The 19,410-nt window shown below is 76.0% G+C and carries 6 protein-coding genes and 1 riboswitch; of the genes, 5 read left to right on the forward strand and 1 reads right to left on the reverse strand.

Going from position 1 to position 19,410, the window contains the following annotated elements; genetic code table 11:
* Positions 1-85: 85 nt before the first annotated feature.
* A riboswitch (cobalamin riboswitch) is annotated at positions 86-289 on the forward strand.
* A 131-nt stretch (positions 290-420) separates the two neighbouring features.
* The 3 genes from WHI96_RS13950 to WHI96_RS13960 all read left to right on the forward strand — a co-directional run bounded on the left by WHI96_RS13950 (position 421) and on the right by WHI96_RS13960 (position 5,769).
* Positions 421-3,294, forward strand: a complete 2,874-nt coding sequence (locus WHI96_RS13950; protein ID WP_345653720.1) for a ribonucleoside-diphosphate reductase subunit alpha — start codon at positions 421-423, stop codon at positions 3,292-3,294.
* Positions 3,291-4,394: a ribonucleotide-diphosphate reductase subunit beta gene (locus WHI96_RS13955; RefSeq protein WP_345653717.1), complete on the forward strand. Its 1,104-nt coding sequence runs from the start codon at positions 3,291-3,293 to the stop codon at positions 4,392-4,394. Before WHI96_RS13950 ends, WHI96_RS13955 begins: the two co-directional genes overlap by 4 nt.
* 388 nt (positions 4,395-4,782) lie before the next feature.
* Positions 4,783-5,769 (forward strand): ABC transporter substrate-binding protein, encoded by a 987-nt coding sequence (locus WHI96_RS13960; protein ID WP_345653715.1) that lies wholly within the window; start codon positions 4,783-4,785, stop codon positions 5,767-5,769.
* Here the strand turns inward: WHI96_RS13960 and WHI96_RS13965 are convergent, their stop codons facing one another.
* Positions 5,770-7,230 (reverse strand): amidohydrolase, encoded by a 1,461-nt coding sequence (locus WHI96_RS13965; RefSeq protein WP_345653712.1) that lies wholly within the window; start codon positions 7,228-7,230, stop codon positions 5,770-5,772.
* Between the two features lie 135 nt (positions 7,231-7,365).
* On the opposite strand from WHI96_RS13965, the gene WHI96_RS13970 reads away from it, so the two are divergent.
* Together WHI96_RS13970 and WHI96_RS13975 are read left to right on the forward strand one after the other, a co-directional pair.
* Entirely contained in the window at positions 7,366-17,958 is a 10,593-nt protein-coding gene (locus WHI96_RS13970) for a non-ribosomal peptide synthetase (protein ID WP_345653709.1), read from the forward strand.
* Complete coding sequence (locus WHI96_RS13975) at positions 17,955-19,385, forward strand: MDR family MFS transporter (protein WP_345653706.1); 1,431 nt, start codon at positions 17,955-17,957, stop codon at positions 19,383-19,385. Before WHI96_RS13970 ends, WHI96_RS13975 begins: the two co-directional genes overlap by 4 nt.
* The last annotated feature ends 25 nt before the right edge of the window (positions 19,386-19,410 follow it).

Raw genomic sequence — 19,410 nt, forward strand, 5'->3', positions numbered from 1 at the left:
GACCGGCGACGTTCACCGTGCGTGACTCAACGGTCCGCGAAACCGGAACCGATAGGGGGGTCGATCGTGTCCGGACCCCAGATGTAGTGTCCGGGGCGCTGGTGGTTCACCGGTCCGCACGGGCCGGTGAGGCAAGAGGGAACCCGGTGGGAATCCGGGACTGCCCCGCAGCGGTGAGCGGGAACGACCGCCGTCAACAGCACTGGGAGCTCCTCCCGGGAAGCGACGGCCAATAGGTCCGAGCAGTGCGCCCGTGAGTCCGAAGACCTGCCACCGGTGCGCGTGCCGACCGGTGCGCGCTGCTCCGGGGCCTCGTGGGACGGCGCCAGGGTGTGGTGGGCCTGCGCTGCCGTGCGGTCCCACCGCCTCCTCGCACCGCTCCGCCCCCGGGGACGACGGCGACTCGCGAGGAGAGAGCCCGTGACGACTTCCACCGCTGCACCGGCATCAGCACCCCCGGCCCCGCGCGTCATCCGGCGCGACGGGTCGGAGACCGGTTTCGACGCCACCACGATCTCGGTGGCGATGACCAAGGCATTCCTCGCCGTCGAGGGGGACGCCGGCGCGTCGTCGTCGCGGCTGCACCACCTGGTCGCCGGGCTGACCGACCAGGTCGTCGCGGCGCTGGCCCGCCACCCCGCGCACGCGGTGCACGTCGAGCAGATCCAGGACCAGGTCGAGCTCGCCCTCATGCGCGGCGGGCACCACCGGGTCGCCCGCTCCTACGTGCTCTACCGCGAGCAGCAGGCCCGGGCCCGCGCGCACGACGGCGGGGACACCGCCGCCGCGGACGCCCCGGTCGTGCACGTCACCCACCCCGACGGCAGCCGGGCCCCGCTGGACCGCGCCCGCGTCGCCGCGGTGCTCGACGAGGCCTGCGCCGGTGTCGAGGACGTGACCCCGGAGCCGGTGCTCGCCGAGCTGGACCGCACCGTCTACGACGGCATCACCGCCGACGAGCTCGCCCAGGCCCTCGTCCTGGCCGCCCGCACCCTGGTCGAGCGCGAGCCCGCGTACTCCCTGGTGGCCTCGCGGCTGCTGCTGGACCGGCTGCGCGCCGAGGCCGTGTCGCACCTGGCCGGCACACCGTCCACCCCGGACCACGCGGGGATGGGCGCGGCCTACGCCTCCTACTTCCGCGACTACCTGCGGCACGCGATCGCGGTCGGCCTGGTCGACCCGGAGCTGGCGACCTTCGACCTGGAGCGGGTCACCGCAGCGATCCGTCCCGAGCGCGACCTGCAGATCGGCTTCCTCGGCCTGCAGACCCTCTACGACCGCTACTTCCTCCACGAGCGCGGCGTGCGCTTCGAGCTGCCGCAGGCGTTCTTCCTGCGGGTCGCGATGGGGCTGGCGGTCCGCGAGGTCGACCGCGAGGCGCGGGCGGTCGAGTTCTACGAGCTGCTGTCGAGCTTCGACTTCATGGCCTCGACCCCGACCCTGTTCAACTCCGGCACCACCCGCCCGCAGCTGTCGTCGTGCTTCCTCACCACCGTCGACGACGACCTGGAGTCGATCTTCGGCGGGTATCGCAACAACGCGCTGCTGGCGAAGTACTCCGGCGGGCTGGGCAACGACTGGACCCCGGTCCGGGGGCTCGGCGCGCACATCCGGGGCACCAACGGCGTCTCCCAGGGCGTGGTGCCGTTCCTCAAGATCGCCGGGGACACCGCCGTCGCGGTGAACCAGGGCGGCAAGCGCAAGGGCGCCGCGTGCGCCTACCTGGAGACGTGGCACGTCGACATCGAGGAGTTCCTCGACCTGCGCAAGAACACCGGCGACGACCGCCGCCGTACGCACGACATGAACACCGCGAACTGGGTGCCCGACGAGTTCCTGCGCCGCGTGCAGGCCGACGGCGAGTGGACCCTGTTCTCCCCGGACGAGGTCCCCGACCTGCACGACCTCTACGGCACCGCGTTCGCCGAGCGCTACCGCGCCTACGAGGCGGCCGCCGCGCGCGGTGAGGTGCGGGTGCACCGCACGGTGCGTGCGGTCGAGCTGTGGCGGCGGATGCTGACCATGCTGTTCGAGACCGGGCACCCGTGGATCACGTTCAAGGACCCGTGCAACCTGCGCAGCCCGCAGCAGCACGCGGGCGTGGTGCACTCGTCGAACCTGTGCACCGAGATCACCCTCAACACCCGTGCCGGCGACGAGGGCGAGGTCGCGGTCTGCAACCTGGGCTCGGTGAACCTCGCCGCGCACGTGGGGCCGGTGGGCGACGGCATCGCGCTCGACACCGACAAGCTGCGCCGCACGGTGACCACCGCGGTGCGGATGCTCGACAACGTCGTGGACATCAACTTCTACACGATCCCCGAGGCCCGCCGGTCCAACCTGCGGCACCGACCGGTCGGCCTGGGCCTCATGGGCTTCTCCGACGCGCTGTTCACCCAGCGCATCGCGCCCGGCTCCGACGCGGCGGTGCGGTTCGCCGACCGCAGCGCGGAGGCGCTGTCGTTCCACGCGATCACCGCGTCGTCGGACCTGGCGGTCGAGCGCGGCCGCTACCCCAGCTTCGACGGGTCGCTGTGGAGCCGCGGGATCCTGCCGCTGGACTCGCTCGAGCTACTGGCCGCGGCCCGGGGCGACGGCGAGCTCCACGTCGACCGGTCGTCCACGCTGGACTGGGACGGGCTGCGGGAGAAGGTCGTCGCCCAGGGGATGCGCAACTCCAACGTCCTCGCGATCGCGCCCACCGCGACGATCTCGAACATCTGCGGGGTCGGGCAGTCGATCGAGCCGATCCACCTCAACCTCTACGTGAAGTCCAACATGTCCGGCGACTTCACGGTGATCAACCCGCACCTGGTCCGCGACCTCAAGGACCGCGGGCTGTGGGACGAGGTGATGGTCGCCGACCTCAAGTACTTCGACGGGTCGCTGGCCGAGATCGACCGGGTCCCCGCCGACCTGAAGGAGCTCTACGCGACCGCGTTCGAGATCGAGCCGCGCTGGCTCGTGGCCGCCGCGTCGCGCCGGCAGAAGTGGCTGGACCAGGCGCAGTCGCTGAACCTCTACCTCGCCGCCCCCAGCGGCCGGGCGCTCGACGAGCTCTACCGCCTCGCCTGGCGCTCCGGGCTCAAGACCACCTACTACCTGCGCACCCGCGCGGCGACGTCGGTGGAGAAGTCCACCCTCACCGGCACCGACGGCCGGCTGACCGGAGTGAACGCCGGGGCGGCCGACGCGTCGCCGGTGGACGGCGGCGCCGCCGAGGGCACGGAACTCGACCTGAACCCCGCGAACGCCTGCTCGATCGACGACCCGGACTGCGAGGCCTGCCAGTGACGACCAGCGAGAACCGGGCCGCACCGACCGCGGCCGGCACCGGAGCCGACACCTCCGGTCTCGGCGAGATCGAGCGCGGCGCGGCCCCGGTCGACGCCGACCACAAGCGCATGATCAACGCCCGGGCCGACGTCAACCAGCTGCTGCCGCTGAAGTACCACTGGGCGTGGGAGAAGTACCTGGCCGGCTGCGCGAACCACTGGATGCCCACCGAGGTCGCCATGCAGGCCGACATCGCCCTGTGGCGCACCCCCGGCGGGCTCACCGACGACGAGCGCCTGATGCTCACCCGCAACCTGGGCTTCTTCGCCACCGCGGAGTCGCTGGTCGCGAACAACATCGTGCTCGCCGTCTACCGGCACCTCACCAACCCGGAATGCCGGCAGTACCTGCTGCGGCAGTCGTTCGAGGAGGCCGTGCACACGCACACCTTCCAGTACGTCTGCGAGTCGCTGGGCCTCGACGAGGGCGAGCTGTTCAACAAGTACCGGACGGTTCCGTCGATCACCGAGAAGGACGCGTGGGCACTGCGCTACACCCAGGCGCTGTCCGACCCGGACTTCCGTACCGGCACGCCGGAGGCGGACCGGGCGTTCCTGCGCGACCTGATCGCGTTCTACGTGGTCTTCGAGGGAATGTGGTTCTACACCGGGTTCGCGCAGATCCTCGCTCTCGGACGCCGCAACAAGATGGTCGGGATCGCCGAGCAGTACCAGTACATCCTGCGCGACGAGTCGATCCACCTGAACTTCGGCATCGACTGCATCAACCAGATCAAGATCGAGAACCCGCACCTGTGGACCGCGGAGTTCGTCGCCGAGATCCGCGGGATGCTGCACCAGGCGTGCGAGCTGGAGGTCGCCTACGCCCGGGACACGATGCCGCGCGGGATGCTCGGGCTGACCGCCGGGTCCTGCGAGCAGTACCTCCGGTTCATCACCGACCGCCGCGCCGAGCAGATCGGCATCGCACCGCTGTTCGGGGAGACGGACAACCCGTTCCCGTGGATGAGCGAGGCGATGGACCTGCGCAAGGAGAAGAACTTCTTCGAGACCCGGGTGACCGAGTACCGCACCGGCGGCTCGCTCGACTGGGACTGACCCGTCCCTCCCCGGGTGGGACCGTGCGCTCACCGGTCGGCGACGATCAGCTGCCGGACCCCGCGGACCGGGGTGAACCCCGAGGCCGAGCCGGAACGGCTCGGCCGGGGGTTCCCGGGGCGCGTCCGGTGGGCCGAGCACCCGGTCGCGGGCCGCGTCCGGGGCCCACCACCCGTCCCCGGCTCCCTGCGCGGTCGGCGACCGCAGCCGCTCGACCCGGTCGGAGATGATCTTCGACATGGTGTGCTCCTCCGGGGCGGGACCGCGTTCGTGCGGCGTCGCGGTGATGGTCGCGGTGATGGCGGTCCCGGGCCCCGGAACTCGTCGGCGGCCCCGCCGGGCGGCCGCCCCGGTTGCGGACACAGGTTAGCCTGGCTTTACTCCAGCGATGCCGTACTGGATCACTCCCGAGGTCGTGACCGGATCGATCAGCCGCCGTGACCTGCTCGGACTGGGCGCCGGGGCGGCGGCGGTGCTGGCGCTGTCCGGCTGCGCCGGCGGGACCGGCACCGGGGACGCGCCGGCCGGGCCCACCCGCACCGTCGAGGGCGCGTTCGGGCCGGTCGAGATCCCGGTCGACCCGCGCCGGGTCGCGGCGACCGACTTCTACACCACCTACGCCCTGCTCGACGTCGGGTTCACGGTGGTCGCCACCGCGCAGGCGACCGTCGGCGGGGTGCTGCCGAGCCTGCAGGCCGCCTACGACGCGATCCCGAAGATCGGCACCCCGCAGCAGCCGTCGTACGAGGCGATCCTCGCCCAGCGGCCGGACCTCATCCTCGGCACGCTGGTGCCGAACCTGCCCGCGGACCTGCCCGGGCGGCTCGGTGCGGTGGCCCCGACCCTGCTGTTCCCGGCCGGCTCCTCGCCGGGCACCTGGCAGGAGCGCGCGGTGAAGGCCGCCGACGCCGTCGGGCGCCGGGGCGAGGCCGAGGCACTGCGCACCCGCTACGAGCAGCGTGCCCGCGAGGTCGGTGACCGGCACCGCGACCGGCTGGCCGGGATCCGGATCGGCCTGGTCCGCGGCGGGCCGCAGGGCGTCGCACTGGTCGACCTGCCGCAGTCCTGGGCCGGCGTGGTGCTCACCGCGATCGGGGCCCGGCTGCCCGCGTTCGCCGAGGGGAGGCCGGGGGCGTCGGCTCGGGTGTCCTACGAGGAGCTCGCGGTGCTCGCCGACTGCGAGATCCTCCTGCACCTGGCCGACACCCGCGGCGGGGTGGACCCCACCACCGCGACGATGCTGGACTCGCCCGCGTTCCGGGCACTGCCCGCGGTCCGCGCGGGCGACCTGCACCCGCTGCCGAACTACTACGTGTCGCACTACGGCCAGGGCCTGGCCGTGCTCGACGAGCTGGACCGGATCCTCGGCGGCTGATCAGAGGGTGCGGTGGGTGGGCTCCCCGCCGCACAGGGTGAGCAGCACCGGCGTCTCGCGCAGCTCGGAGGGGTCGACGGCGAGCGGGTCGGTCCCGACCACGGTCAGGTCGGCCGGGTCCCCCGCCCGCACCGCCGCCCGGCCGGCGGACGCCGCGCGCAGTGCGGTGCGCCGGTCCAGCGCCTGCTCCGGGTGCCAGGGCGGCCGGTCGTCGTCGGTGCGGGTGATCGCGTCGGCGAGCGCGGCCCACGGGTCGGGCGGCGAGACCGGCGCGTCCGAGCCGAACTCCAGCCGGGCGCCGGCCGCGGCCAGGTCGGCGAACGGGAACGCCCGCGCCGTCACCGTCGGCCAGTGCCGCTCGGCGACGTCCCGGTCGGCCGTGGCGTGCTGCGGCTGGACCGAGGCGACCAGTCCCGGCCGGACGAAGCGGGCCACGTCCTGCACCCGCACCAGTTGGGCGTGCTCGATCCGGCCCGGGCCCGGCGAGCGGTCGAACGCGTCCAGGACCATCGCGTTCGCCCGGTCGCCGATCGCGTGCACGGCCGGTTCCAGGCCGTGCCCGCGCACCCGGACCAGCAGCGCGACCAGCTCCTCGGTGGACATCGTCACCACGCCGTGTCCGTCGGCGGCGTCCGGGTAGGGGTGGTGGCAGGCGGCGGTGCGGGTGTTCAGCGAGCCGTCGGCGAGGACCTTGAACGGGCCGACCTCCAGCAGGCCCGCGGTGCCCTCGACGACGTCGCCGGTCCGCAGGCCGGCCGCGACCGTCCGGTCCAGCCACGGTTCCCAGACCGCGGCCCGCACCCGCAGCGGCAGGCGTCCGCCCGCCGCGCGCCGCGACCATGCGGCGAGCGCGTCGGCGAACTCGAAGTCGCCGATACCGGTCAGCCCGGACGCGGCGGCAGCGGACGCGGCGTCCAGGGCGGCCCGATCCGACTCGTCGTCGCCGACCGCTGCGGTCAGCTCGGCGACCACGATCCGGGCCTGCTCCTCCACGAACAGCCCGGTGGGGTGGTCCCGGCCCAGCACGGCCAGCGCCGCCGGGCTCAGCCACGCCGCGTGCAGGTCGTCGCTGACCAGTGCCACCGCCACCCCGGGCAGTGCCCGCTCCAGCACGTCCTTGTGCGGCCGGCGCGACCAGAGCCCCGCCCGGAACCCCTGCCCGGTGACCAGCCCGGTGCGCCCGGCCGCGGCCCCGGCCAGCAGCGCGGCCGCGCGCTCCGGGCTCCGCGCGCCGCCGACGTCGACCCGGTTCCTGGCCTGGGCCCACTGGGTCCAGTGGACGTGCGAGTCGACCAGGCCGGGCAGCACGCGGGCACCCGGCGCACCGATCTCCTCGTCACCGCGCCGGCGCAGGTCCGCCGAGCCGGCCGGGACCACCGCCTCGACGATCCCCCCGGCCAGCCGGAGGTCCACCTCCGGACCCGGGCCCGGGAACCGGACCGCGCGCAGAACGACCGCCACCCGGGCACCGTAACCCAGGCAAGCCTTACCTTGCTCGTGGGCGGCGACGGGGGGTGCGGTGCAGCCCCGGGCGCGAATGTGACGACCGCCCCAGAGCGATCGAGTCGTTCGGTCACATGAGGTTACCCTAACCTAATGTGCCCGACTGAGCCGGAGGAGACCGCCGCCGCCGTGGAGCCGTTCGCTCTGACGTCCGCCCAGCTCGGCATCTGGAACGCACAACGCCTCGATCCGGAGATGCGGCACTACGTCGTCGGGGACGTCCTGGAGATCACCGGGACCGAGCCGGTCGACGTCGACCGGCTGCTGGACGCGATCGTCGCCGCGGTCGGCGAGGCGGAGTCGCTGCGGCTGCGGGTCGGCGACACCCCGGACGGGCCCCGCCAGGTCGTGCACCCGGCCCCGGTCGACCGGCCCCGGGTGGTCGACCTGCGTGCCGAGCGCCACCCGCGGGCGGTCGCCGAGGCCCTGGTCGACGCCGAACGGTTCCGCGCCGGGGAGGCGCTGCGCGAGATGACCGACCGCGCCCTGCACACCTACACCGTGCTCCGGCTCAGCGACACCGAGGTGTGGTGGGTGCAGCTGCAGCACCACCTCGTCGTCGACGGGTACACCGCGTTCATGGTGGCCCGGCGCGCCGCGGCGATCTACACCGCGCTGGTCGCCGGCACCGAGGTCCCGGCGTGCCGGTTCGGCCGTTTCACCGACCTGCTCGCCGCCGACCGGGCCTACACCGAGGGCCCCGACCACGCCGCCGACCGCGACTACTGGGTCGACCGGCTCACCCCGATGCCCGAGCTGCGGGACCGGGGCGCCACCGCCGCGGGCCCACCGGACCGGACGCTCCAGGCCCGGGGCGTGGTGCCGCCGGAGGACGTCGCCGCGCTGCGCGCGGTGGCCACCGAGGCGGGCGCCACCTGGGGCGAGGCGCTGATCGCCTGCTACGCGGCGTTCCTGCACCGGCTGCAGGGCGGGCGGGACGTGGTGTTCGCGCTGCCGCTGATGGGCCGGCTCGGCTCCGCCGCGCTGCGCACCCCGGCGATGGCGGTGAACGTGCTGCCGCTGCGCACCGAGGTGCACCCCGGCGACCGGCTGCCCGACCTGACCGCCCGGGTCGCCGGGGCGGTGCGCGAGATGCGGGCGCACCAGCGCTACCGGGGCGAGAACCTGCCACGCGACCTCGCGGTCCCCGGCGCGGGCGGGCTGCTGCACGGCTGCGGCATCAACCTCAAGGCGTTCGACGTGGCGATCGACTTCGCCGGTGCCACCGGCACCCTGCGCAACATCGCGGGCGGCCCGCCGGAGGACTGGGGGCTGACCGTGCTGCCGACCCGGGAGGGCGGTCTGCTGCTCGGCTTCGAGGTCGACGCGCGCACCAACGACCGGGCCGGGGTCGAGCACAAGCTGGCCGCGATGCGGGCGGTCGTGCACGGCCTGGCCACCACGGACCGGCCCACCGTCGGGCGGGTCGACCTGGTCGGCCCGGAGCGCGGCGCGCTGCTCGCGGCCGCGAGCACCCCACCGGTGGCGACCGCCCCGGAACCCGTCCCGGACGTGCTGGACCGGCTGGCCGCCGAGCACGGCGACCGGGTGCTGCTGGTGCACGACGCGGAGCGGCTGACCGCCGCCGGGCTGGCCGGGCGGGTGCACCGGCTGGCCCGCGTGCTGCGTGCCCGCGGGATCGGCCCGGACGACGTGGTCGCGCTCGCGCTGCCCCGCTCGACCGACCTGGTCGTCGCGCTGCTGGCGGTGCTCGACGCCGGGGCCGCCTACCAGGCGCTCGACCTCGGGCACCCGCCGTCGCGGCTGCGGGCCCTGCTCGCCGACACCGCCCCGGCGCTGCTGCTCGGCGCGACCGGCGTGGCGCCGGGCGTGCAGGACACCGGCGACGCGGCGGTCCCCCGGCTCGACCTGGACACCGCGGCCGCCCGCCGGGAGCTGGCCGACCGGCCGGACACCCCGCTGGACCCGGCCGAGCTGGCCGCGCCGCGGCACCCGGACCACCTCGCCTACGTGATCCACACCTCCGGCTCGACCGGGCGGCCCAAGGGCGTCCTGGTCCGCGCGGGCGGGCTGGCCGAGCTGGTCGCCCGCCAGCGCGCGACCGTCGTCGCCGACGCGCAGCAGCGGGCCGGGACCGCGCTGCGCGCGCTGCACACCTACTCGTTCGCCTTCGACGCCTCGCTGGACCAGCTCGTGTGGCTCTGGTGCGGGCACGAGCTGCACCTGTGCTCCACCGACACCGCCCGGGACCCGGACGCGCTGGTCGGGACGGTCCGCCGGGAGCGGATCGACGTCGTCGACACCACCCCGTCGATGGCCGGTCCGCTGTTCACCGCGGGCCTGCTCGACGGCGACCGGACCCCGTCGGTGCTGCTGCTGGGCGGCGAGGCGCTCGGCACGGACCTGTGGACCCGGCTGGCCGCCGACCCCGGGGTGACCGCGTGGAACATGTACGGCCCGACCGAGGCCACGGTGGACGCCACCGTCGCCCCGGTGCAGGGCCCGCGCCCGACGATCGGCAGCGCCGTCGCCGGGACCACCGCGCTGGTGCTGGACGCGGCGCTGGCGCCGGTGCCCGACGGGGTGCTCGGCGAGCTGTACCTGGCCGGGCCGCACCTCGCGCGCGGCTACCTGGGCCGGCCGGGGGCGACCGCGGAGCGGTTCACGGCGCACCCTTTCGGCGCCCCCGGGGAGCGGATGTACCGCACCGGGGACGTGGTGCGGCGGCTGCCCGGCGGCGGGCTGGAGTTCGTCGGGCGCGACGACGACCAGGTCTCGATCCGCGGGCACCGGGTGGAGACCGGCGAGGTGGAGGCCCAGCTCGCCGCGCTGCCCGGGGTGCGGGCGGCCGCGGCGCTGGTGCGCACCGACACCGGCCACCCGCAGCTGGTCGGCTACCTGGTGCCGGAGCCGGGGACCGACCTGGGCGACCCGGCCGGCCTGCGCGACGACCTCGGCCTGGTGCTGCCCGAGCACATGGTGCCCACGGCACTCGTGCTGCTCGACGCGCTGCCGCTGAGCACCGGCGGCAAGCTGGACCGGGCGGCGCTGCCCGCCCCGGAGATCGCCCGCGGCGGCCGGGCCGCCGGCACCGACGCCGAACGGATCCTGGTCGGTGCCGTCGCCGCGGCGCTCGGCCACGACGACCCGGACGCGATCGGGGTGGACACCGACTTCTTCGCCCTCGGCGGCGACAGCATCACCGCGATCGCGGTGAGCAGCCGGGCCCGGGCCGCCGGGCTGGACCTGCGCCCGAAGGACCTGTTCGACCGGCGCAGCATCGCCGCGATCGCGGCCCGGGTGCGCACCGTCGACGCGACCACCGCGGACACCGCCGACGTGCCCACCGGCGTCGTCCCCGCGCCGCCGATCGTGCGGGCGCTGCTGGACGCGCACCCCGACCCGGACGCGGTCGCCGGCTACGCCCAGTGGACGGTGCTGACCGTCGACCCGGCGCCGGGGACCGACGTGCTGGTCCCGGCCGTCGCCGCCGTGCTGGACACGCACGACGCGCTGCGGCTGCTGCTCGGCCGCACCGTCGAGGGCGACCCGGAGCTGCTGGTCCGCCCGCGGGACGCGGTGGACGCGGCCCGGGTCGTCCGCACCGCCACGGTGCCCGGCGACGCGCCGGACGTGGCGGCGCTCGCCGGGCGGCTGGCCGGCGAGCTCGACCCGGCGGCGGGCGACCTGCTGCGGGTGGTCCGGATCGAGGACGCCGCGGGCACGCCCGGACGGCTGCTCGTGCTGGTGCACCACCTCGCGATGGACGGCGTGTCCTGGCGGATCCTGCTGCCCGACCTGCACCGCGCGGTCGGCGCCGTCACCGCGGGCGTGCGCCCCGAGCTCGCCCCGGTCACGACGTCCTGGCGGCGGCACGCCACGCTGCTCGCCGGGCAGGGGGCCTCGGGTGCCCGGCGCGGCGAGCTGGACGGCTGGCGGGCCGCGGGCTCGCCGCCGCTGCGGCTCGGCGACCGCGCGGTCGACCCGGCCCGGGACACCGTGCGCACGGCCCGCCACCGGCGCACGCTGACCCCGCCCGGGGTCACCGACGCGCTGCTGCGCGGGCTGCCCGCGGCGTACCGCACCGGGGTCGGGGAGGTGCTGCTCGCCGGGCTGGTGCTGGCCGTGCGGCTGTGGGCCGGGCGCACCGGCCGCCCGCTGCCCGGCGGCGTCCCGGTGACCCTGGAGGGGCACGGCCGGGAGGAGCCGGCGCCGGGCACCGACCTGGGCCGCACCGTCGGGTGGTTCACCACCGAGTTCCCGGTCCGGGTACCCACCGACGCGGACCTGGACGACGCCCTGGCCGGCGGCCCGGACGCCGGTCTGCTGGTCCGCGCGGCGAAGGAGGCGGTGGCCGCGGTGCCCGACGCCGGGATCGGGCACGGCGTGCTGCGCCACCTGGACCCGGTCGCCGGCTCCGAGCTGGCCGCGGCCGGTCCGCCGGAGCTGGTGCTGAACTACCTCGGCCGGTTCACCGGCGAGGTGGGGCCGGGCTGGTCGCTGCCCACGCAGGACGCCTTCGCGGTCGTCGAGCCGCCGGGCAAGGCGCTGGAGCAGGTGCTGGCGCTGAACTGCTTCGTGCACGAGCAGGACGGCACGCCGCGACTGGCGGTGGACTGGACCGCGGCCGGCGAGGTGCTGGGCGAGGACGACCTGGCCGGGCTCGTGGACTGCTGGGAGCGCGCGCTGGAGGCGCTGCACGCCCACGGCGGGAGGGTCGGCGACACCCCGGGCGCGGCCGGGCTCACCCCGTCGGACCTGCCGCTGGTGCGGATCGACCAGGCCACCATCGACGCCGTCGAGCGCGAGCACCGGATCGCCGAGGTGCTGCCGGCGACGGCGCTGCAGGTCGGGCTCGCGTTCCACACCCTGGCCCGCGGCGACACCGACACCGACGTCTACGTCGTGCAGGCCCGGATCCGGCTGGCCGGCGCGGTCGGCGCGGAGCGGATGCGGGCGGCCGCGGCGGACCTGGTGGCCCGGTACCCGGCACTGCGGATGTTCCTCACCGTCACCGGGGACGGCGACGCCGTCGCGGTGATCCCGGCCGACGCCGCGCTGGACTGGGAGTACCTGGACCTCACCGGGGCCGGGACCCACCGGGACGCCGCGTTCGTCGCCGCGGCGGACGAGCGGATGCGCCGTCCGTTCGACCCGGCGTCGCCGCCGCTGATCCGGTTCCTGCTGGTCCGGCTCGCCGAGGACGAGCACCGGCTGGTGCTCACCAATCACCACGCGCTGCTCGACGGCTGGTCGATGCCGATCGTCGGCCGCGCGCTGCTGGCCCTCTACGCCGAGCGGGAGGGCGGCCCGGTGCCGCCCCCGGCGCCTGACCTGGCCGACTACCACCGCTGGCTCGCCGGCCGGGACCGCGACGCGGCGCTGACCGCCTGGCGCGAGGTGCTGGACGGGGTGGAGGACGGGACCCGGCTGGTGCCCGAGGGCGCCGGGCCCGCGGAGCGGCCGCACCGGGTGACGGTGGAGGTCGGGGCGGAGCGCAGCGCCCGGCTGCGCGCGTTCGCCCGGGACCGCGGTGTCACCCTGACCACGCTGATGCAGGCCGCCTGGGGCGTCGTGTTGGGCAGGCTGACCGGCCGCCGGGACGTGCTGTTCGGCTGCCCGGTCTCCGGGCGGCCGCCCGAGGTCCCCGGGGTGGAGACGATGGTCGGCCAGCTGGGCAACACGATCGTCGTACGGGTCGCCTGCCCGCCGGGCCGCACCGCCGGCGAGCTGCTGGACGACGTGCAGGCCCAGGCCGCGACGGTGTCCGAGCACCACCACGTCGGGCTGCCCGAGATCGTGCGGTCGGTCGGCGCGGGCGAGCTGTTCGACACGATGCTGGTGATGGAGAACTTCCCCAGCTCGGACCGGTCGCAGGTCTCCGCCGCGTCCGGCCCGGAGCTGGCGGGGGTGGAGATCGTCGACGCCACGCACTACCCGCTGACCGTCGTCGTGCTGCCGCACGACCCGATCGTGATCGGGCTCGGCTACCAGCCCGACGCGCTGTCGCCGGAGCGGGTGCGCGGGATCTCCGACCGGCTGGTCCGGGTGCTGGACTCGATCGTGGCCGACCCGGACCTGCCGGTGGGGCGGCTGCGGCTGCACGCCGACGCCGAGGACGCCGCGCTGCTGCGCCTGGGCACCACGCACCGGCCCGCCGTGCCGCGCGGCCCGCTGCTGACCGAGTTCGGCAGGTGGGTGCGCAGCCGCCCGGATGCCGAGGCGGTGGTGTGCCGGGACCGCTCGCTGAGCTACGCCGAGCTGGACCGGGAGGCGAACCGGCTGGCCCGGGCCCTGCTCGCCGCGGGCGTCGGCCCGGAGAGCCCGGTGGCGGTGCTGCTCGGGCGGGACGTGGAGATGGTCGTCGCGATGCTCGCGGCGTTCAAGGCGGGCGCCGCGTACGTCCCGCTGGACCCGGCCTACCCGCGCGAGCGGCTCACGCTGATGGTCGACGACGCCCGCCCGGTGGCCGCGCTCACCACCGCGGACACCCTGGCCGCACTCGGCGGGGAGCTGCCCGGCGACCACCCGGTGCGGGTGGTCCGGGTGGACGGGCCGGACCTGCCCTCGGACGCGACCGACCCGGTCGAGGCCCGGGCCGCGCTGACCGCGGACGCGCTGGCCTACGTCATCTACACCTCCGGCACCACCGGGCGGCCCAAGGGCGTGGCGGTCACCCACCGCGGGATACCGGACCTGGTCGCGACCCAGGAGGAGGTGCTGGGGGTCACCCCGGACGTGCGCTTCCTGCAGTTCGCCTCCACCAGCTTCGACGCGGCGATCTGGCAGGTGCTGATCCCGCTGCTCTCCGGCGGCACCTCGGTGATCGCGCCGGCGGAGGTCCGCGAGTCCGGTGAGGCGCTGGTCGACTACGTGCACGCGCACCGGGTCACCGGCCTCGGCCTGGTGCCCTCGTTCCTGGCCGCGCTGCCCGAGGACCGGCCGCTCGACGACGACGTGGTCGTGGTCGCGGGTGCCGAGCGCCTGGACCCGGAGCTGGCCCGCCGGTGGGGGGCGAAGCGGACGCTGTTCAACGCCTACGGCCCGACCGAGGCGACGATCAACGCGGTCACCTGGTCCCGGGACGACGCGGCCCCGGAGGAGGGCGGGCCGGTGCCGATCGGCCGCCCGGACCCGGGCACCCGCGCCTACGTGCTCGACGACGGCCTGCTGCCGGTGCCGGTGGGCGCCGTCGGCGAGTTGCACCTGGCCGGGGACGGCCTGGCCCGTGGCTACCTGGGCCGGCCGGACCTGACCGCGGCGGCGTTCGTCGCCGACCCGTACGGCCCGCCCGGGTCACGGATGTACCGCACCGGGGACCTCGCCCGCTGGCGGCCGGACGGCCAGCTGGTCTTCCTCGGCCGGGCCGACCAGCAGGTGAAGATCCGCGGGTTCCGGATCGAGCCGGCCGAGATCGAGAACGTGCTGGCGGCGCACCCGGCGGTCCGCGGGTGCACCGTGGTGGTGCGCGAGGACCGGCCCGGGGACCGGCGGCTGGTCGGGTACGTCGTGGGCGCTGCCGGGGCCGACGGGTCCGACGCGGCCCGGCCGGATCCCGACGAGCTGCTGGCGCACGCCGCCGCGGCCCTGCCGCCGCACATGGTGCCCACCGCGGTGGTGGTGCTCGACCGGCTCCCGCTGGGCCCGACCGGGAAGCTGGACCGCTCGGCGCTGCCCGCGTCGGGGCGCAGGCAGGCGGTCGCGGACCGGGAGCCCGCGACCGGGACGGAGGCGACCCTGCTCGCGGTGATCCGGGAGATCCTCGGGTCCGACGACGTCGTGGTCGACGACGAGTTCCTCGACGTCGGCGGGGACAGCATCGTGTCCCTGCAGCTGGTGTCGCGGGCCCGCCGCCGCGGGCTGCTGCTGACCGCGCGCGACGTGCTCGACGGCGCCACGATCGCCGGGATCGCCGCCCGCGCCGTCCCGGCCGACGGCCCGGCCGCCGACGAGCCGGCCGTCGGCGACGCGCCGCTCACCCCGGTGATGCGCGAGTTCCTGGAGCGGTGCGCGGCGAGCGGCGCGGCCCCGGACGGGTTCTGCCAGTGGACACAGCTGGTCGTCCCGCCCGGCGGCGACCCGGACCGGTGGGCCGCGGTGGTCGGGTCGCTGCTGGCCCGGCACGACGCGCTGCGCGCCCGGCTCACCGACGGCCCGGTCACCCCCGGCGACGGCGGTGGCGGTGGCGAGAGCGCGGCCCCGGACGGGCCGGTGCTGCACGTCCCGGCCGTCGGCGCGGTCACCGCCGCGGAGGTGTTCCGGCACGTCCCGGTGGCGTCCGCGGACCGGCTGGACGCCGCCGCGGCCGACGAGATCGACCGGGCCCGGGCCGGGCTGGACCTGCGCCGCGGGCCGCTGGTCCGGGTGGTGTGGCTGGACGCGGGCCCGGACACCGCGGGCCGGCTGATCGTGCTGGCCCACCACATGGTCGTCGACGGGGCGTCCTGGCGGATCCTCACCGACGACCTGACCGAGCTCTACGGGCGCGGCGGTGACCTGCCGCGGGCCGGCACGCCGTTCCTGGGCTGGGCGCGGGCGCTGCGCGCGGCCGCGACCGCCCGCGCCGGGGAGCGGGAGCACTGGCGCGCCCAGGGGGCCGGGGGGTGGCGTCCGGAGGCGGTGCCGCAGGACCCGGCCCGGGACACCGTGGCCACCGCGGTGCGGCACGAGCTGCGGCTGGACGTCACGACCACCGGGACCGTGGTCACCGAGCTCCCCGCGACCTACCGCACCACCCCGGACGCGGTGCTGCTCACCGCGCTGGCGATGGTGGCCGCCCGGACTCCGGGCGGCGGGCCGGTGACGGTGACCCGCGAGGTGCACGGCCGCCCGCCGCAGCGGCCGGACGACGGCGCGCCGGTGGACCTGTCCGGCACGGTGGGCTGGTTCACCGCCACCCATCCGGTGCGGGTCGAGCTCGACCCGGCGGGCCCCGCGGCCACCCTGGCCGCGGTGAAGGAGACGCTGCACGCGGCGGGTGACGGGCTCGGCCACGGCATCCTCCGTGCCGACGACGGCCCGGACGGGGCCGACGGGCCGAGCATCACGCTCAACTACCTGGGCAGGCTGCCGGCGCCGGGCACCGCGACCACGCCGTGGCGGCCGCCGCCCGGCGCGGACCCGCTGGGCTCCGGCGGGACCGACGGGATGCCGCTGCCCGCCGCGCTGTCGGTGGACGCGATCGCCCTGGAGACCGGCGCGGGCCACGAGCTGGGGATCCGGCTCACCTGGCCGGCCGCGCTGTTCCCCGGGCGGGAGCCGGAGGTGCTCGGCGAGCGGCTGCGCGACGCGCTGGTGGAGCTGGCCGCCGATCCGACGGTGCGCGCCGGCGTCGGCCTGACGCCGTCGGACGTGCCGCTGGCCGGGCTGGACCGGGCCACCCTGGCCGGCCTGACCGAGCGCTACGCCCCGGACCGGGTGACCGACGTGGCGCCGCTGACCCCGCAGCAGGAGGTGATGCTGCGTCGCTCGCGGGTGCACTCCGGTGCCGCGGCGCCGTACGTGGTGCAGGCCGCGTTCACCCTGGCGGGGCGCCTGGACGTGGCCGCGATCCACGCCGCGGCCGGTGACCTGCTGGACCGGCACCCGAACCTGGGGGCGGTGTTCCCGCCGGACGTCGAGGTCGCGGTCGTGCGCGAGGGCGCCCGGCCGCGGTGCACCGACGTCGAGGTCGGCACGGCCGAGGAGGTGGACGTGGTGGTCGCCGCCGAGCTGGCCGAGCCGTTCGACCTGGCGGCCGGGCCGCTGGTGCGGCTCGCCGTCGTCCGGCGCGGCGCGGACGAGGCGACCCTCGTGCTGACCAGCCACCACGTGATCTCCGACGGCTGGTCGGCACCGCGGATGCTGGCCGAGGTCTTCGCCGGTTACACCGCCCGGCTGGCGGGGCGTCCGCCGCGGCTGGCCGAGCCGGTGCCGTTCGACCGCTACCTGCGGTGGCGGGCCGACCGGGACGCGGCCGCGGACCTCGCGGCGTGGGAGCCGGAGCTGGCCGGGATGGCCGGCACCGACATCGGCCTGCACCTGGGCGCCCCGGTCGACCCGGAGGAGGACGGGCCGGCCCCGCCGCCGACGGTGCTGCACGTCCCGGCGGAGACGGTCGCGGCGATCACCGCGGGCGCGGCCGGGCACGGCCTGACCCCGAACACCGCGTTGCAGGGGGCCTGGGCGCTGGTGCTGGCCGCCCGGTCGGCACGGCGCGACGTCTGCTTCGGCGCGATGGTCGCCGGCAGGCCGCCGGAGGTCGACGGGGTGGAGGAGATCCTCGGCCTGCTCGCGGGCACCGTCCCGGTCCGGGTCCGGCTGGGCGGCGCGGGCTCGCTCGCCGAGGCGCTGGTCGACCTGCAGTCCCGCCAGTTCGGGCTGTCCCCGCACCAGCACGTCGGGCTGCCCGCGCTGGAGCGGCTCGCCGGGCGCGACTCCCTGGTGGACACGCTGGTGGTCTTCGAGAACTACCCGTCCGACCCGGACGCGCTGCGCGAACCCGCGCCGGGACTGCGGGTGGTCGGCGTGCGGGGCACCGGCACCACCCACTTCCCGATGACGGTGACCGTGATCCCGGAGGGCGGCGGCTGGATCGTCGTGCTGACCCGGCGGGCCGGCCTGCTGGACGCAGGCACGGCGGCCGGGCTCGCCCGGGACCTGGAGCGGGCCCTGGACCGGCTGACCCGGCCCGAAACCCTGACCGACATGCCGGGCGACGTGCTCGACAGGCTGGAGCGTTCGTGAGTACCGCAGAGTCCCGGGACACCGACCGGATCGACGCGCCGCTGGTGCGCACCGCGTTCATCCTGGTCCTGGGCACCTTCATGTCGTCGATGGACGCCACCATCGTCACGGTCGGCATCGACACGATGGCCCGGGACCTGGACGCCTCGGTCACCCAGATCCAGTGGGTGACCACGGCGTACCTGCTCGCCGTGGTCGCCGTGGTCCCGGCGTCCGGCTGGCTGGTCGACCGGATCGGCGGGCGCCGCACCTGGATGGGCGCGATCGCGCTGTTCCTGACCGCATCACTGCTGTGCGCGCTGTCCTGGTCGATCGAGAGCATGATCGTCTTCCGGGTGCTGCAGGGACTGGGCGGCGGCCTGCTGCCGCCCACCGGGCAGACCCTGCTCGCCCGGGCGGCGGGGCCGAAGCGGATCGGGCGCATCATCAGCATCGTCGGCATGGTGCCGCTGCTGTCGCCGCTGCTCGGCCCGGTCGCGGCGGGCGGGATCCTGGCCGCCGCGCCGTGGCCGTGGCTGTTCTACGTGAACCTGCCGATCGGGCTGGTCGCGGTCGTGCTGGCCACCCGGTTCGTCGAGCGGGACACCCCGGGCGGGTCGGACGTGCCGTTCGACATGGTCGGCGCGCTGCTGCTGTCCCCCGGGCTGGCGCTGCTGGTGTTCGGGCTGACCGGGCTGAGCCACGAGGGCGCCGCGGCCACCCCCGCGGTGGCCGTGTCGGCCGCGGTCGTCGGGGCCGCGATGCTGGTCGGCTTCGTGCTGCACGGACTGCGGCACCGGGCGCCGCTGGTGGACCCGCGGCTGTTCACCCGGCCCCCGCTCGGTGCGGCGGCGCTGGCCCTGGTCATCCTCGGCGCCTCGGTGGTCGGCACGCTGTTCCTGCTGCCGCTCTACCTGCAGACCGCGCGGGGGCTCACCGCGTGGGACACCGCGCTGCTGATGATCCCGCAGGGGATCGGCGCGGTGGCCGGGTCGCTGACCGTCAGCCGGATCATCGACCGGGTCGCCCCACGCTCGATCGTGATCACCGGCGTCGGGCTGATCGCGCTCGGCTCGATCGTGCTGACCCAGGTCCACACCCCGCCGCCGGACGCGTTGCTCGCCGTGTCGCTGCTGGTCCGCGGCCTGGGCATCGCGATGATCGGCGCCCCGGTGATGACGATCGTCTACTCCAGCATCGACCGGGCCGAGGTGCCCCGCGCCTCCACCGCGCTCAACCTGCTCAACACGATCGGCGGCTCGGTCGGCACCGCGGTGCTCGCGGTCATCCTGCAGAGCAGGTTCGACGCCCGCGGTGCCGACCAGGGTGCCGCGTTCGCCGACACGTTCTGGTGGGTGCTCGGCTTCTGCCTGATCGCCGCGGCCGGCGTGGTCCGGCTGCCCCGCCGCCCGAAGCAGGACCCCGCCGACGCCGGGACCGCCCGGTAGCCGCGCCGGTCCCCGCCCCCCGAAT

It is taken from the genome of Pseudonocardia tropica, assembly GCF_040105315.1.
Classification (GTDB): Bacteria; Actinomycetota; Actinomycetes; order Mycobacteriales; family Pseudonocardiaceae; genus Pseudonocardia; species Pseudonocardia alni.